This is a genomic window from Clostridioides sp. ZZV15-6383 (assembly GCF_020657735.1).
GTDB classification, from domain to species: Bacteria; Bacillota; Clostridia; order Peptostreptococcales; family Peptostreptococcaceae; genus Clostridioides; species Clostridioides difficile_D.
Genome location: NZ_JAGWCV010000004.1, coordinates 1 through 16,130 on the forward strand (window position 1 = coordinate 1; position 16,130 = coordinate 16,130).

General features: G+C 27.6%; 17 protein-coding genes and 1 other annotated feature. Of the genes, 13 read left to right on the forward strand and 4 right to left on the reverse strand.

The features are described from left to right. Both KGF42_RS02590 and KGF42_RS02595 read right to left on the reverse strand, forming a co-directional pair. The coding region (locus KGF42_RS02590; protein ID WP_227825655.1) for a helix-turn-helix domain-containing protein at positions 1–211 on the reverse strand (211 nt) is incomplete at its 3' end. A gap of 205 nt (positions 212–416) precedes the next feature. After that, complete coding sequence (locus KGF42_RS02595; protein WP_227825656.1) at positions 417–2,441, reverse strand: sigma 54-interacting transcriptional regulator; 2,025 nt, start codon at positions 2,439–2,441, stop codon at positions 417–419. Positions 2,442–2,822: 381 nt separating this feature from the next. Between KGF42_RS02595 and KGF42_RS02600 the strand changes: the two genes are divergently transcribed. The 7 genes from KGF42_RS02600 (at position 2,823) to KGF42_RS02630 (ending at position 9,938) form a co-directional block, all read left to right on the forward strand. Next, entirely contained in the window at positions 2,823–3,491 is a 669-nt protein-coding gene (locus KGF42_RS02600; protein ID WP_054274671.1) for a nucleoside recognition domain-containing protein, read from the forward strand. Position 3,492: 1 nt separating this feature from the next. Beyond that, positions 3,493–3,978, forward strand: a complete 486-nt coding sequence (locus KGF42_RS02605; protein WP_054274670.1) for a YjiG family protein — start codon at positions 3,493–3,495, stop codon at positions 3,976–3,978. A 60-nt stretch (positions 3,979–4,038) separates the two neighbouring features. Continuing rightward, entirely contained in the window at positions 4,039–5,160 is a 1,122-nt protein-coding gene (locus tag KGF42_RS02610; RefSeq protein ID WP_227822258.1) for a M20 peptidase aminoacylase family protein, read from the forward strand. Between the two features lie 277 nt (positions 5,161–5,437). After that, on the forward strand, positions 5,438–6,628 hold the full coding sequence (locus tag KGF42_RS02615; protein ID WP_227825657.1) for a MalY/PatB family protein: 1,191 nt from the start codon (positions 5,438–5,440) through the stop codon (positions 6,626–6,628). A 132-nt stretch (positions 6,629–6,760) separates the two neighbouring features. Beyond that, positions 6,761–7,016, forward strand: a binding site (T-box leader). Between the two features lie 58 nt (positions 7,017–7,074). Beyond that, a complete protein-coding gene (asnA, locus tag KGF42_RS02620; RefSeq protein ID WP_227825658.1) occupies positions 7,075–8,076 on the forward strand; it encodes an aspartate--ammonia ligase in 1,002 nt (333 codons plus the stop codon). A gap of 103 nt (positions 8,077–8,179) precedes the next feature. Continuing rightward, entirely contained in the window at positions 8,180–8,569 is a 390-nt protein-coding gene (locus KGF42_RS02625) for a DUF1232 domain-containing protein (protein ID WP_227822261.1), read from the forward strand. Positions 8,570–8,729: 160 nt separating this feature from the next. Further along, complete coding sequence (locus tag KGF42_RS02630; protein ID WP_054274665.1) at positions 8,730–9,938, forward strand: dicarboxylate/amino acid:cation symporter; 1,209 nt, start codon at positions 8,730–8,732, stop codon at positions 9,936–9,938. Positions 9,939–10,117: 179 nt separating this feature from the next. Here KGF42_RS02630 and KGF42_RS02635 read toward each other — a convergent pair whose 3' ends face one another. Beyond that, on the reverse strand, positions 10,118–11,194 hold the full coding sequence (locus KGF42_RS02635; protein WP_227822262.1) for an aminotransferase class I/II-fold pyridoxal phosphate-dependent enzyme: 1,077 nt from the start codon (positions 11,192–11,194) through the stop codon (positions 10,118–10,120). Between the two features lie 227 nt (positions 11,195–11,421). Here KGF42_RS02635 and hpt point away from each other — a divergent pair, with 227 nt between their 5' ends. From hpt to KGF42_RS02660, 5 genes are all read left to right on the forward strand, one after another. Next, the gene (gene hpt / locus KGF42_RS02640; RefSeq protein WP_003416006.1) at positions 11,422–11,949 is read left to right on the forward strand and encodes a hypoxanthine phosphoribosyltransferase; all 528 of its coding nucleotides are present in this window, start codon (positions 11,422–11,424) and stop codon (positions 11,947–11,949) included. A gap of 88 nt (positions 11,950–12,037) precedes the next feature. Next, on the forward strand, positions 12,038–12,970 hold the full coding sequence (locus tag KGF42_RS02645) for a phosphatase PAP2 family protein (protein ID WP_227822263.1): 933 nt from the start codon (positions 12,038–12,040) through the stop codon (positions 12,968–12,970). Between the two features lie 60 nt (positions 12,971–13,030). Beyond that, positions 13,031–14,257: an NAD(P)/FAD-dependent oxidoreductase gene (locus KGF42_RS02650; protein WP_227822264.1), complete on the forward strand. Its 1,227-nt coding sequence runs from the start codon at positions 13,031–13,033 to the stop codon at positions 14,255–14,257. 83 nt (positions 14,258–14,340) lie between these two features. Further along, positions 14,341–14,562, forward strand: coding sequence for an alpha/beta-type small acid-soluble spore protein (locus KGF42_RS02655; RefSeq protein WP_003416009.1), 222 nt, complete (start codon positions 14,341–14,343; stop codon positions 14,560–14,562). Between the two features lie 188 nt (positions 14,563–14,750). After that, entirely contained in the window at positions 14,751–14,921 is a 171-nt protein-coding gene (locus KGF42_RS02660; RefSeq protein ID WP_003416012.1) for a hypothetical protein, read from the forward strand. 92 nt (positions 14,922–15,013) lie between these two features. Here KGF42_RS02660 and KGF42_RS02665 read toward each other — a convergent pair whose 3' ends face one another. Continuing rightward, on the reverse strand, positions 15,014–15,475 hold the full coding sequence (locus KGF42_RS02665) for a hypothetical protein (protein ID WP_227822265.1): 462 nt from the start codon (positions 15,473–15,475) through the stop codon (positions 15,014–15,016). 188 nt (positions 15,476–15,663) lie between these two features. Here KGF42_RS02665 and KGF42_RS02670 point away from each other — a divergent pair, with 188 nt between their 5' ends. Further along, a complete protein-coding gene (locus KGF42_RS02670; protein ID WP_054274659.1) occupies positions 15,664–16,125 on the forward strand; it encodes a hypothetical protein in 462 nt (153 codons plus the stop codon). The last annotated feature ends 5 nt before the right edge of the window (positions 16,126–16,130 follow it).

Below are 16,130 nucleotides of genomic sequence, written 5' to 3' on the forward strand. Positions count from 1 at the left end.
CTAGACTAATATTTTTAAATCTGACCCTAGTTTCCTCAGTAAATGCAATTTTACCTTTATTTTTATAATCTTTTACCCAGTTTTGAACTTGTGTTTTGCTTCTTATATTCAGCATCTCAGCAATTTTATATGATGAGTATCCTTCTTTTATATATAAGTTTACAGCTTTTAGTTTAAGTTCTTTGCTATATTTTTTGTATTTTTTAGACATAGAAACCCCCCTTAGAGTATACGCTTTTTAGACCTATTATAATGGCCTTTTATTTGAATGTCTACTATAAGGGGATTATACTAATTTTGAGATAGCCTAGTTTTTGATATAAATAAGTTTTATTATTTTATAAAAAATTTATATAAAAATAAAAAATTATAATTATATATAAAGTTTGATAAAGTAAAGATGAATTACTATAGATTTAAATTATATTATTTTTTATTATTTTTATACCTTTCTTAGTTATAGATGAACCCTTTCTTCCTTTACCAGAAATTAAGTATCCGTTGTGTGTCAAATATTCGAGCATATTTCTTACTTCGTATTCTGTGACATTATATTCCATAAATTTCATTAGTTTTGTCCTCCCCATTGGCTTCATGTACAATGATTTTAGAATAGAAATACATATGTTTTTGTCATATTGACTCAAATCATTGAATATAGACACATTACTTGACATATAATTATTATTTAATTTTGAAGATATGTTTTGAGGTAAATCATTTATTGTAAGATAATTGGAACCCATGTAGGCCATATATTCAATACAATTTCTCAATTCCCTAATATTACCCATCCAAGTATATGAATTTAAAGCTTCTAAAAGACTTTTATCTAGTTTGATATTTTTATAGGGAAATTCTTTTAAAAATGATTCTAAAAGAATAGGTATATCTTCTAATCTATATCTAAGTGGAGGCAAATCTAAGGTGAACATGCTTATTCTGTAAAATAAATCCATCCTAAATTTATTTTCTGTAATTAATTTTTCTAAATCTTTATTTGTAGCAGCTAATATTCTCACATCAATTGGAATGATACTTGTACCACCAATTTTTCTGATTTCTTTTTCTTGTAAGACTCTCAAAAGTTTAACCTGTAAATTATGTGGCATATCTCCTATCTCATCTAGAAATATAGTGCCAGTATGAGCCAATTCAAATAATCCTTTTTTTCCACCCTTTTTTGCACCAGTAAAGGAGCCATCTTCATATCCAAATAGTTCACTTTCAAGTAGTTCACTTGGTAGTGAAGCGCAATTTATTGCTACAAAAGGTTTATTTTTTCTATTTGAATGATTATGTATTGATTGAGTAAAGGCTTCTTTACCTGTACCTGTTTCACCTGTTATTAATATAGGATTATCTGTAAGAGCCATCTTTTTTGCTTTTTTAATACAGTCTTTTATAACAACAGTATTTCCAATAATATTATTAAATTTATATTTAGCTACGTAACCTCTTTTAACAGAATCACTTCTTATTTTTTGTTCTAATATTTCTATATTGTTTACATCTTTTAATGTAATTAAGCAACCCTCTATATTTTTATAAAGATAAAACGGTTTTTTAGAAAGTATGAATTTTTTATCTATTTCATCTATGTATATAATCATATTATCTATATTTAAATTCTTTGTAATTTTATCTAAGAAACTCTTTGGTAGATATTCCATTAAGGATGGTGATTTTATAAGTTTTTCATCTAGTTCTAACATACTAAGTAAAGATTTATTTACAAAAGTAACTTTGTTAAAGGTATTGAAAAATATTAGACCATCACCTATTTCATCAATGGTCATGTATAGTATAGTTTTTAATTTAGATATATTATCTAAGGATGTATTCAAGAAGTCATGGCTTAATGTCTCTTTGGACAACCTGTATAGTTTTTCTATAAATTTTTCATTTTTTAGCTTTAGTACTACTAGTAATGACATATATGTATCTAATGAAATTTTTCTCCAACCTAGGTCGACTATATTTTTTATGTATTTTGGTATGAATCTAATTTGTCCTGGTGTTATAGCTGTATCTAAGTCATATACTTCATCACAATCTGGATATGTTGGTACAAAATCTATATGATTTATTCCAATTTTATATAGATAAGTGGCCATCTCAAATGCTGAAGTTTTATTGGTGGTCATAAGTAATGATTTTGTACCTGGAGGGAGTTGCATCATTTTTTCATATCCAAGTTTTGAAAGTGCTTTCGTTCCGTGAATAATTTCAATGTCTTCTTTAAAATGTTTTATTAAAAAATTACTAGTTAAAGGTGACAAAGAAAGTACTACATCTCCTTCTAAATTTTCTTTTATGCCATCAAGTATATTTTGTGTTTCTATGATTATTTCATCTCCAAAAAAGCTTATTAACTCCTCTTTGTAGTGGTCACTATTTAATTTATCATATGTTATAAGGATTAATTTTTTTTTGTCCATTTTATTTCTCCCAACAAAGTAATATTTATTTTTAAAGTATAAGATTAGTTATATTATACAACAAATAATAGAATAAATTTAGATATTTGATTAAATAATAGGTTTTTTTAGGTTTTTATCCTATAAAAACCTATTTAAAAATGAATTTTGTTAGATAACAAAAATCAGTTTTTTATATTGTGAAGTTTGTTTTAAATAAGTAATAAAAAAAGAATGTATTTATAAACTTGAGAAGTTAGTAATTATAAGTAATTTAATTATTGGAATAAATTTACAACAATAAATTAAACACAAAAACCTTATCATTAAAGTATTGGCATAAGTTTTGCTTATTAAATAGATATACTAATAAAATTCATTTAAACAGGAGGGAGAATTTATATGAAAAAATTGGAATCAACAACAGAAAAAGTAGAGGTAAAATGGTATGGGTATGTATCATTGATATTGGGTGCATTATTCTTTTCAGGAATATTTAAAGATGCACCAGGTGCATTAAAAGTTTTGGACTTTAATAATGTATTGGGTTCTTTTGGAACACTAGGAACAATCAATGATGGTGTAGGTACATTAGCTGCAAACTTTAGAGGAGATGGAGGTACTGGTCCTCGAGATGGGTGGTTATACGCATTGACACTAATACCATCAGTTATGTTTGCTCTTGGAATAGTTAGAGTTATAGACCATTTAGATGGAATGAAGGCAGCTCAAAAACTTCTTAGCCCACTATTAAAACCATTATTAGGATTACCTGGATTTGCAGGGTTAACTTTAATAGCTAGCTTACAATCTACAGATGCTGCGGCATCTATGACTAAAGAACTTAAAGATGATGGATATATAGATGAAAAACAAAAGGCAGTATTTTGTGCATTTCAATTTTCAGGTGCGTCTGCAATAACAAATTTCTTTGCTTCTGGAGCAGCACTATTTCCATTTATAGGAGATGTACCAATATTTATACCACTTGCTTTAATCTTAATTATGAAATTTGTTGGGGCAAACTTACTTAGATTATATTTAAATAAATTTGACAAGGGGGAAGCTTAATATGAGTGAGGTAGCAAAAAAAGAAGAAAAAGTTAAAAAAGGAAATGTGATAGATGCATTTATTGGAGGGGCTAGAAATGGATTTCAAATAAGTACAAATTCAATGGCTCCAAATGTTATATTTGGTTTTGCTATAATTTCTGTATTCAATTTAACTGGTCTTTTGGATATAATAGGGACAATATTCACACCTGTAATGAGTTTATTTGGACTTCCAGGTGTTGCAGCAACGGCTATAATGACAATATTTATATCAATGGGAGGAGCATCTGGGGTAATAGCAGGTTTGTTTACAGCAGGTCAGATAAGCCAAGCACATGTTGCAATTCTCTTACCAATGTTATTGCTTTCAGGAGCTCAGATACAATTTATGGGCAGACTTTTAGGAACGGCTGAATTAAAGACAAAGTACTATCCACACATGTTTGTGATAGCAACGTTAAATGGTTGCATTGCAATGCTTATAATGAATTATTTCATAGTATAGGTAATTATAATAAAAATTTAATATAAATTGAAGGTTTAAATTTTAAGGAGGAATTATATTATGCAGACTAACAAAGGTTATATTGAGTATGTACATAAAGTGTATGATTATCTACACACTATACCAGAAAAAGGATTTGAAGAATACAAGACATCAGAATTTGTTTTAAAAGAGCTTGAAAAAATGGGATTTGAAAATATTAATAAAGGTATTGCAGGAACTGGTATTATAGTAACTATAGATTCTAAAGAAGAAGGACCTGTATTTGCTATAAGAGCAGATATGGATGCGTTGGAATTTATAATAGATGGAAAAAAGAAAATGATACATGCTTGTGGTCATGATGGTCACACTTCTATGCTTTTAACAGCTGCAAAGTTAATAAAAGATAGAAACCTAGTAAAGAGAGGAAAATTAAAAATACTTTTTCAACCAGGGGAAGAAAAGTTATATGGAGCATTAAGAGTAATTGATTCTGGGTTATTAGATGATGTAGAAGAAATGGTAGGTATGCATTTAAGACCTGGACAAGATTGTAGGCTGGGAAAGGCTATACCTGCAATGTATCATTGTGCTAGTTGTATAATGGAATTTGCGATTAAAGGTACTACTTGTCATGGTTCTAAACCGCATTTGGGAGTAAATGCAGTAGATGCTGTTTGTTTAGCAGTAAATTCGATAAATGCAATAAGAGTAAATCCAGCTGTACCAAATTCTATAAAAGTAACAAATATATCCGTTAAAGGAGAAACATATAATAATATACCAGATGAAGCATTTATGGCTTTAGATATAAGAGCTGAAAGTAATGATATAATAGAAGAATTAAAAGAAAAAGCCATCCATGCTGTAAAAACTGCTGTAAGTTCTATAAATGCAGAAGCTATATTGCTTTCAAAGGATGGAGTACCAGCAGCAGAGTTTGATGAAGGGCTTGTGAAATTGGCTGAAGAAACTATAAAAGATGTATTGGGAACAGATGCGTCGATAGGTATATTTAAAAATTCTGGAGGAGAAGATTTCCACTATTATACACAAAAATTAAAATGTAAAACTACATATATTGGATTGGGAGCTGATGCTACACCAGGATTCCATAACCCAAATGTAACATTTGATACAAAGGCATTAGAATATGGAGTAGATATATGGTGTAGATTGGTTGAAAAGAGATTAGGATAATGTCCAAACGATTAGCTTCACATTTAAAATTTTAGAAACTATAGAAAAAGATTGCCCATGTTAGTTGAAATATAATTAATATGAGCAATCTTGTTTTGATATAATGAAGTTATTTTTACAATATTGAAAAAAACTATAACAATAAAAACAAATATATTTTAAATCTATTGGACAAAAAAGTGCTATTATTATAGTATGTAGAGTTGTAAAATAATACTAAATTATACATAGCTATAGATTTAATAATTATAAAATCTATATTTTTAGGAGGGGAAAAATGAGTAAATATAATTTTGACAGAGTAATAGATAGAGTGGGAACAGATTGTGTTAAATGGGATTTTAGAACTAATTGTTCACCAAAAGCACAAAAATATGGTTTACCTTTTTGGATTGCAGATATGGATTTTGAATGTGCAGAACCAATAATAGAAGCGTTACATAAAAAAGTTAATCACAAAATATTTGGGTATAGTTCCAATGATAGTGAGAAATACTTTGATTCAGTTTGTGGTTGGTATAAAAGGAGATTTAACTGGGAAATAAATAGAGAAGATATTGTTTTTAGTCCAGGGGTCGTACCAGCGGTGGCTATTTTAGTAAGAATATTAACTGATTCTAATGAAGGTGTAATAATTCAAAAACCAGTATATTACCCATTTGAAGCTAAGATAAAAAGTAATAATAGAGAAGTTGTAAACAATCCTCTAATATATGAAAATGGGACTTATAGAATGGATTATGATGATTTGGAAGAAAAGGCTAAGTGTAGTAACAATAAAGTACTTATACTTTGTAGCCCTCACAATCCTGTTGGGAGAGTTTGGAGAGAAGAAGAATTAAAAAAGGTTGTAGAAATATGTAAAAAATACAATTTATGGATAATAGCTGATGAGATACATTCTGATTTAATTAGAAAAGGATTTAAACATACTCCTTTGCAAGCCTTATGTCCAGAGTATAAAGATAAAATAATTACATGTATAGCCCCAAGTAAAACGTTTAATTTGGCTGGAATGCAATTGTCTAATATAATAGTTAATAATAATGAATTAAGAAATAAATATCAAGAAGAAGTTACAGCTGTTGGAGTTGGAACCTCACCAAATCCTTTTGCTATTGTATCTACAATAGCAGCATATAATGAGAGTGAAGATTGGCTTAATGAATTGAATGAATATTTAGATAACAACATAAAATTTATTGATGAATACTTAAAAGAAAATTTACCAAAAGTAAAACTTGTTTATCCAGAAGGAACATATCTAGCATGGTTAGATTTTACTGCTTATGGATTAAATGAAGTAGAACTTGAAGATTTAATGTTTAAAAAAGCTAATGTATTGTTTGATGAGGGTTATATATTTGGAAAAGAAGGAATAGGATTTGAAAGAATAAATGTAGCATGTCCACAGTCTTTATTAAAAGAATGTATGGATAGATTAAAGGCTACGTTTGAAAATTTATAAAGTATAGGTAAAAGTTCTAAAGTGTGTAAAAATAAAAAAATAATAAACTTGACAAATTTTAACTAATCACTTATCATACTATTATGAATAAATAGAAAACATAAGAGAGCTAAATTTTATTGAATTAAACTCTTAAAGACTTTGAAAGGAAGAGTAGTTATAGAATGTAATTAAAGCGAGTTGGTGATGGTGTGAGACCAATATGAAGTCTATAATGAAGAACATCCTGGAGTTGCTAACCGAAATTTTAAAAGAGTAGGCTTAGTCGGAACCAAACCGTTATCATATTGGGATGTATCGAGTAATATCTGTACATTATGAGCTGGGTTTGAATTTATTTCAGACTAATCAGGGTGGTACCGCGGAAAAGCAACCTTTCGTCCCTTTTATATAGGGATGAAGGGTTTTTTTTATGGAAAAATATATAAATATAGGGAGTGAATAATATGAGCACAATAATACCAAAGGATTATAAAAGTAGTTTGAATGTAATTGATACACAAATAGCTATAAAAAAATTAAAAGATTTTTTTGAAATGAGACTAAGTAATGAATTAAATCTTATAAGAGTTTCTTCTCCGTTATTTGTATTACCAGAAACAGGTGCAAATGATAATTTAAATGGAGAAAAGGCTGTAAGTTTTGATATACCATTTATGAATAAAAATGCAGAAATTGTTCAATCACTTGCAAAATGGAAACGATTAGCTCTTAAAAAATACGGCTTTGAAGTTGGCAGTGGTTTATATACAGATATGAATGCAATAAGAAAAAATGAAGAATTGGATAATATACATTCCCTTTATGTAGACCAGTGGGATTGGGAATTGGTTATAGATAAAAGTAGCAGAAATGAAAAGACTTTAAAAGATATTGTAAAAAGGCTATATGGAGTATTTAAAGATACTGAAATTTTTGTATGTAGTATGTATAAAGGTATAAAAGAAATCTTACCAGAAGAAATAACTTTTATAACATCACAAGAGTTAGAAGATATGTATCCTGAATTATCGCCAAAGGAAAGAGAAGACAAAGTTGTAAAAGACAAGAAGGCAGTATTTATAACTCAAATAGGAAAGACACTAATATCAGGAGAAAAACATGATGGAAGAAGCCCTGATTATGATGACTGGGAATTGAATGGAGATATATTATTTTATAATCCTGTTTTAGATTCAGCGTTAGAATTATCTTCAATGGGAATTAGAGTTGATGAAGAATCTCTTGATAGACAATTGAAACTTGCTGGATGTGAAGAGAGAAAAGAGTTTGACTATCATAAGATGCTTTTAAATGGTGAGCTTCCATATACAATTGGTGGAGGAATTGGTCAATCAAGAATATGTATGTATTTCTTGCAAAGGGCTCATATAGGAGAAGTACAGGTTGGAGTATGGCCACAAGATATGATTAAAAATTGTAGCAGTGCAGGAATTGAATTATTATAATTTAAATGTAAACTAATTAATAAAATTTATATCTAATATATTCATCAAATTAATTATATCGGTTATAATGTAGAATAACCTATAATTATAAGAGGTGATAAATATGGAATTTCTAAAAAGAGTCATTAATATAATTTTAGATTTTTTAAAAAAAATTTTGGTGAGATTTAAAAATGCTAAATTTGGTTTGCTTTTTATATTTGATTTACTTAAACTACCTGATTTTATGACAGATAAACGAATCAATATAGTCGATAAAATAAAAGTAGTTTCCGTATTAATTTTTACTATATCGTACTTTGTATCTGGAGTTGATATAGTACCTGAAATGATTGCTGGTGCATTTGGTTTTGTAGATGATGCTATAGTATTAATTTGGAGTATAGGTACTGTGAATGAAGAAATTAATAAGTATAGAATTATTGCAAAAAAGGATAAACATTCAAATATAATTGAAAATGTAGAATTTTCTATAAAAGATGAAGAAGAATAACAATTTATATGTGTTATTCTTTTTTTTATTAACAAAAAATGGTTAAATTGTTGACGGAGAGGTAAAACTCTATTATCATAATAAGTGGATATCCAATATTTAGCTAAGTATTCAATGTACAAGGATGCTTAATTTAAAAAAGTTATGGAGGGTAAATGTTATGAAGAAAAAAATAGGTTTAGTGCCCAAGCTAATCATCGGTATCATAGTCGGTATTTTAATCGGAAGTTATGCACCAGAAATAATTGTACAAATATTAGTAACAGTTAGTACTCTATTCTCAGCATTCCTAAAATTTGTTATACCATTTATAATTATAGGTTTTGTAACAGCAGGTATAGCTGATTTAGCAACAGGCGCAGGAAAGTTATTGGGAATAACTACAGGAATCGCATATGGTTCTACTTTAATAGCAGGATTATTGTCATTTGTAGTATCTACATTAATCTTCCCAAATTTTATTGATGCAAGTGTTGCAAGTCAAATTGGAGACCCAGAAGCAGGAATGTTAGCTCCAATCTTCACAATTCCATTAGAGCCTATGGTAGATGTAACAGCAGCAATCGTATTTGCATTTGTAATGGGACTTGGAATATCAGCTTTAAGAAATCATGGTAAAGGAGAAACTTTATTTAATTTCTTCCAAGAATTCCAAGAAATCGTAACGAAAACGTTGTCAACAGTAATTATACCTTTATTACCTTTATATATAGCAGGAACTTTTGCAAATATAACTATAGCAGGGGAAGTATGGACAATATTAGGGGTATTCTGGAAAGTATATTTAGTAGTAATCCCTTTACATTTTGTATATATGGCATGTCAATTTACAGCAGCAGGAATGTTTTCAGGAAAAAATCCAGTAAGAATGTTAAAAAATCAAGTACCTGGATATTTAACAGCTATAGGTACTCAATCTTCAGCAGCAACTATACCAGTTAATGTTGGTTGTGCAGAAAAAAACGGAGTAAGTAAGCAAATAAGAGAATTTGTTGTACCTCTTTGTGCAACAATACATTTATCAGGTAGTATGATATCAATAACAGGATTTACAACAGCAGTTTTAATGATGAATGGTATGCCACATGGAATAGGCGTATTATTCCCTTATATTGCAATGTTAGGTATAGCAATGGTTGCAGCACCAGGAGCACCAGGTGGAGCTATAATGAGTGCACTTCCTTTCTTACCAATGGTTGGAATACCATCAGATGGTGGTCTTGCAAGTTTAATGATAGCTTTATACTTAACTCAAGACAGTTTTGGTACAGCATGTAACGTATCAGGAGATAATGCAATAGCAGTAGTTGTAGATAAAATAAATGATGGAATTAGTAAAAAAGGAAACAAAGAAAAGCAAAGTGCTTAGTCTGTAAATATATGAAAATGAGGCCGTCTTAAAATACAGATAGGCCTCTTTTTCATTATTGAAATAATGATGAAAATATATTTGATTTCATACAAAAAAGAGTGCCTTAGAACTAAAAAGTTCATTTTGAGACACTCCCATTTTTTATATTGTACAAATTACAAAATAAAGTAATTTTTTTATTTAAAAATTGATTTAAGAGATGATATTAATAATTTATTTTCATTAGGTTTTAATATACATACCCTAAAAAAATATTCATCTAGACCTTCAAAAGAATAACAATCTCTTATTATTCTTCTTTGAGGAATTAGTTTCTCACGAAGAGATTTAGCAGTCAATTCCTTTGTCTTAATTTTGCACAATATAAAATTACCTTTAGTATCATACACATTTAAACTTTTTATATTTTTAAGTTCTTTAAGTAAATAGTTTCTTTCAGTATTCATTAAAGAAATAGTGCTTGATATGAAATTTAAATCACTAAACATGATTTCACCCATCTTAGAAGCAATTATATTTATATTCCATAAATCCAGATTTTTATTTATTTCATTTTTAACATTAGTATCAGATATAATACCATATCCAAGTCTTATACCAGGTGTTGAAAAAAACTTTGATGTACCCCTTATAACGAATAAATTAGAATAATCATCGACTACTTGAGTACAGGAGTACGTATCTGTATCAGTAAACTCTACATAAGTTTCATCAATCATCAAAAATGAGTTTGTATTTTTTAAAATTTCTCTCATTTCTGCGTTAGTAAATGCAAATCCAGTTGGATTACTAGGATTACAGATTATTACCAAATCATAATCTTTAGCGTTGATAGTTTCTATAAGATTTTCTAAATTTATATGAAAATTATCTTCTTCTTTGGCAAAGTATTTGTCGATAGAACAATTAATTTTAGATAGTTCTTTTTCATACTCTGAATAAACTGGAGAAAGTAAAAGAGCCTGTTTAGGGTTAATTGTATGTATAAATGATGAAATTAATTCTGTAGCTCCACTGCCAAGGACTATATTATCTATAGAACATTTGCAGTAATTGGATATAGAAGTTTTTAAGTCTATGTAATCGGGGTCGGGATACATAGATATCATATCTATATTGTTTACAATGTATTGTTTGGCTAAATTTGATGTACCAAAAGGATTTATATTTGAGCTAAAATCCATAAATTCCTCTTTTGAAAAGCCATACTTACTAGATAAACTATATAAATTAGCTCCATGATTCGTGCTCATAAAAGTACCTCCAAAAATAAAATTATATAATTGATAAAAATAACTGATTAATATATGTACATATAGATTATAATACAAAGGAATCTTTAATCCAAATTTTTAATGGAAAAACAAAAAAGTATGGATAAGCTGTTAATTTAGGTTTAAAAATGATGAAAAAGATTTTAATTGACATTTTGGTATGCTATAATATATAGGTTAATAGAAGGAAAGCAGGAGGATACAAAATGTACAAAGTTACAGGAAAAATGTTGACAGAAGAACAAATAAAAGAAAAAGTTTATGAATTAGGCAAAAAAATAGAAGAAGACTTTAAAGGTGAAGATTTACTAGTGGTAGGTATACTTAAAGGAGCTAGTGTATTTGTTTCAGATTTAATAAGATGTATAGATTTGGATGTAAATATAGATTTTATGAGTGTTACAAGTTATGGAAATTCAACAGAGTCTTCTGGTACAGTTAAAATATTAAAAGATTTAGATGTAGATATTGAAGGAAAAAATGTGTTGATTGTAGAGGACATAATAGATTCTGGTTTAACATTAAGTAATCTAGTTGCAGCTTTAAAAACTAGAAATCCAAAATCTTTAAAACTATGTACTCTACTTGACAAACCTCAAAGAAGAAAGGCTAATATACCTGTAGACTATGTTGGATTTGTTATTGAAGATAAATTTATTGTTGGTTATGGAATAGATTATGCTGAGAAGTATAGAAATTTACCTTATATAGGTATAGTTGAAGATGTAGAATAGACTTAAATGTGAATTAAAAGCGCTAATCTCTAAGAGAGTTAGTGCTTTTTAATTAAGTATATAAAATCTTAGTAAAGGAGACATCTATATGGATATTCAATTAAGTATATTATTATTTTTCCAAAATTTAAGAAATCCAATTTTGAACTTTATATTTCTTGTATTCACAATAAGCACAGAAGCACCATTATTAATATTAATTACAACAATCATTTATTGGTGTATAAATAAAAAATGTGGACAAAAAATACTGTTTGCTATAATTGGAAATTTTGTTGTAAATTTAGGCATCAAAGAATTTGTAAAAGCTCCTAGACCAATAGGAATAAAAGGTCTTGAGTCATTGAGAGTTTCTACTGCTGGTGGCTACTCTTTTCCAAGTGCTCATACTCAAACTGCAACTACATTTTGGGTTAGTATCATGACTATATTTAAAAAGAGATATATCCATTTAATAGGAGCAGTGATGGTTTTAGGAGTTGGATTGTCTAGGTTGTATTTAGCAGTTCATTGGCCTATAGATGTGATAGCTGGATGGGTACTAGGCATATTTTTTACAGTGATATTTGTAAAAATATTTGACTATATTGATGATAATAAAAATTATATTTTTCTTGTAGCTTTACTTATACCATTTGTAATAGTAGCTATATTTTTAAATAGCCCCGAATATTTTGAAAAATTTGGTATTATAGTAGGGTTTGTATTTGGATATATAGTTGAGGATAAATTTGTTAAATTTAATACAGATAATAATAACAAAAAAATTAACTTTAGCAGTAAAAATAAGAAGAGTAAAAATATAATTTTTTCAAGAATATGTAGGTTTTTGATTGGGATAGCAACAATAGGAATATTATACATTGGCATTAAGTTGTTTATTTCAATGTTAATAGTCACTTTAAATATAAGTGACTCTAATATGAGTATAATTTTTATGAATTTTATTAAGAATACAGTAGTTGTTTTTTATGGAGTAGCAGGAGCTCCTGCATTATTTAAACTTTTAAAATTAAATTGATTTGAGTTATATGTTAAATAGTTTAAATTAAAAAAATTAAGGGTAGAAAAGAGTGATTATTTGAAGAAAGTAGTAGTAATAGGTGGTGGACCAGCAGGGATGATAGCTGCATCAACTGCATGTGAAAGAGGATTTGATGTAACATTAATTGAGAAAAATCATAAATTAGGCAAAAAACTTGCAATAACAGGAAAAGGTAGATGTAACATCACCAACGCTTGTGATATAGAGGGATTAATAGAAAATGTTCCCACAAATGGAAAATTTTTATATAGTGCTTTTTATACTTTTACCAATGATGATGTAATAAATATGTTTAATAATCTTGGAGTAAAAACTAAAACAGAAAGAGGAAAAAGAGTCTTTCCGGAAAGTGATAAAGCATTTGATGTTGTAAAGGCTCTTGAAAAGCAACTCAAAAATAAAAAAGTAAATATATTATTAAATTCGAGAGTAGAAAAAATAATATCTAAAAACAATAAAATTGAAAAAGTAGTTCTAAACAATAAGAAAGAAATCAAGTGTGACTCAGTTATAGTAGCAACTGGTGGATTAAGTTATCCTCTTACTGGTTCTACTGGTGATGGATATAAATTTGCAATCTCACAAGGACACACAATTGTAGATACAAAACCATCTTTAATTGGCATAGAAGTCCAAGAAAGTTTTACAAAAGATTTAGAAAAATTATCATTAAGAAATGTTGAGATAAGAGTGTTTAATAGCAGAAAAAAGAAAGTTTATAGTGATTTTGGAGAACTTGAATTTACTAAATTCGGTTTAGATGGACCTATAATAAAGTCTGCAAGTTGTAGAATGAAAGACACAAGTAAAGAAAATTACACTATATTGTTAGATTTAAAACCTGCACTAGATGAAGAAAAATTGGATAAAAGAGTTCAAAAAGATTTTCAGAAGTATACAAATAAAAAATTTGAAAAAGCATTGGATGACTTGCTTCCCAAAAAACTTATACCTGTAATAATAAATTTGAGTGAAATTAATCCAGATACAGTTGTTCATCAAATTTCTAGAGAACAGAGAAAAAACTTAGTCCATTTATTAAAAAATTTAAAGTTTACAGTAAAGAGATACAGACCCATTGATGAAGCTATAATAACTTCTGGTGGTGTAAAAGTAAATGAAATAAACTCGAGTACAATGGAATCAAAATTAGTAGAAGGTTTATTTTTTGCTGGAGAAGTAATAGATATAGATGCATATACAGGAGGATTCAATTTGCAAATAGCTTTTTCTACTGGATATTTGGCAGGTTTTAATTGCTAAAAATTACCTGAATTAAAAATGTTTAAAATCACATAATATTATCAGCAACACAAAATAAATTAAACAGAAGGAAGGTAATCAACATGGCAAGTAACAATAACAACAACAGAACAGTAGTACCAGGAGCAAAAGAAGCTTTAAACCAAATGAAATTAGAAATAGCTAATGAACTTGGTATGAGTAATTATCAACAAGTTGATAAAGGAAACCTTACTGCAAGAGAAAATGGTTATGTAGGTGGATACATGACTAAAAAATTAGTTGAAATGGCTGAACAACAAATGGCTGGAAAAAGCAACAGATAGTTAATAAATAATTATTTATAACTATTGGCTATTAGTTTAGCTAGAGCTATCTCAAATATAGAAAGTAATTTCTAAATTGAGATAGCTTTTTTTTATTAAATTTTAGATAAGTACATTTTTGTGTAATAAATTTTAGAAATTTGGATAAAATAATACAAATGAATATGTTACATAAGGAGTGATGTTAAATGAGTAGTGTAAATTTTGAGGATTTAAAAAACAAATTTATTAATAGTGACCTGGATGAAAAAATAAGAATATACACAACAACAGAAGGATTATCAGTAGAACAATTTAAAGAGTTATTAAAATATTATCCAATACAACATTTATCTAAATTAGAAAAAGCACTTGGATAATATTACTTATTCTAAAAATTAAAAAGGCAATTTATTTAATATTAAAATAGTTTTTATTAAATAAATTGCCTTTTTATAATAAATTTAGATTATCATGCTTTTGATATATAATTATAGATTCTCTCATTTCCAAGTTCAATAGACCCAGTATTAATAAGAGTAACGATTCCTTCTATATCTCTAGAAGTTAAGTATTTATATGGAATTAATAAATTATAGCCAGTATTACTTAGTAAATTTTTTAATTGGGTTACTTGAGATATATTCAAACACTTTACAGTTTTATTAGATTTTTTTCTTAAGTTAGATAAATTTTCATTTTGAATCTTTATTAAAGTTTCGATATAGCCTATATAAGATGTTTTAAAGTCAGATTCATTGACTATTTTTTCATCAAGTATACTACTGATAAAATCTTGGGATAATATATTATTTACAAATTTATCTGCTGTCAATTTTCCAGATATTATACCTTTTTGATATTTTCTAAGAATTTTTTTAGTATAGCAGTATATTTTATTTCTTGTTTCTAAATCAAGTTCTTCTATTTGCACAAGACCACTTCCTTCTAATTATAAAATATTTATTAAAAAATCTATACTTAAGCAATAAAGTTTCAATAAATTATTTACAATAAATACTAAATTATAAAATATTTGTTATTTTTTATTATTACCAAGTATAAAAAATATTATAATTGTAAAACTTACAAATATATGTAAAATATTTAGGAGTGGTGAAAATGTTAAATGGGATAATAAAACTTTTTTATTCTGAAATTGTAAAAACGAAGATTAATAATTTAGATTCAAGTGCCTATTCTTTAAGAGATGAATGTAAAGAAATTAGAAATATAACTTTAAAGATAGATAGTGTATTTTTTAAACTTTTAAAGTTAGTTTTTGGTTCAATATTGCTTATGGCAGCATTTAATTTAAATATGGTTTTAGGTATAGGAGTGTTTTTAATCGGTGTAGTTTATATACTATATAAGAGAAATATGGAAGAACAAGTAAAAGAGCATATAAATAATGTGAAAAATAATATCGACATCTCTAAAATTACTTTTATGGATGAAAAAGGGAGAACAGGTCTAAATGCACTGATTACATTACTGCTTATAGGATTATTGACAGGATTTAACTGGATATTAGTTGCTAGTTTTGTCGTTGTTTTTGTTTTTACTATAAAGAATGTATGTTAAAATAC

Excerpts from the sequence above, each read along its gene's own strand:
- KGF42_RS02595 (WP_227825656.1), bottom strand. The coding sequence starts at position 2,441 with ATGGACAAAAAAAAATTAATCCTTATAACATATGATAAATTAAATAGT.
- KGF42_RS02600 (WP_054274671.1), top strand. The coding sequence starts at position 2,823 with ATGAAAAAATTGGAATCAACAACAGAAAAAGTAGAGGTAAAATGGTAT.
- KGF42_RS02605 (WP_054274670.1), top strand. The coding sequence starts at position 3,493 with ATGAGTGAGGTAGCAAAAAAAGAAGAAAAAGTTAAAAAAGGAAATGTG.
- KGF42_RS02610 (WP_227822258.1), top strand. The coding sequence starts at position 4,039 with ATGCAGACTAACAAAGGTTATATTGAGTATGTACATAAAGTGTATGAT.
- KGF42_RS02615 (WP_227825657.1), top strand. The coding sequence starts at position 5,438 with ATGAGTAAATATAATTTTGACAGAGTAATAGATAGAGTGGGAACAGAT.
- asnA (WP_227825658.1), top strand. The coding sequence starts at position 7,075 with ATGAGCACAATAATACCAAAGGATTATAAAAGTAGTTTGAATGTAATT.
- KGF42_RS02625 (WP_227822261.1), top strand. The coding sequence starts at position 8,180 with ATGGAATTTCTAAAAAGAGTCATTAATATAATTTTAGATTTTTTAAAA.
- KGF42_RS02630 (WP_054274665.1), top strand. The coding sequence starts at position 8,730 with ATGAAGAAAAAAATAGGTTTAGTGCCCAAGCTAATCATCGGTATCATA.
- KGF42_RS02635 (WP_227822262.1), bottom strand. The coding sequence starts at position 11,194 with ATGAGCACGAATCATGGAGCTAATTTATATAGTTTATCTAGTAAGTAT.
- hpt (WP_003416006.1), top strand. The coding sequence starts at position 11,422 with ATGTACAAAGTTACAGGAAAAATGTTGACAGAAGAACAAATAAAAGAA.
- KGF42_RS02645 (WP_227822263.1), top strand. The coding sequence starts at position 12,038 with ATGGATATTCAATTAAGTATATTATTATTTTTCCAAAATTTAAGAAAT.
- KGF42_RS02655 (WP_003416009.1), top strand. The coding sequence starts at position 14,341 with ATGGCAAGTAACAATAACAACAACAGAACAGTAGTACCAGGAGCAAAA.
- KGF42_RS02660 (WP_003416012.1), top strand. The coding sequence starts at position 14,751 with ATGAGTAGTGTAAATTTTGAGGATTTAAAAAACAAATTTATTAATAGT.
- KGF42_RS02670 (WP_054274659.1), top strand. The coding sequence starts at position 15,664 with ATGTTAAATGGGATAATAAAACTTTTTTATTCTGAAATTGTAAAAACG.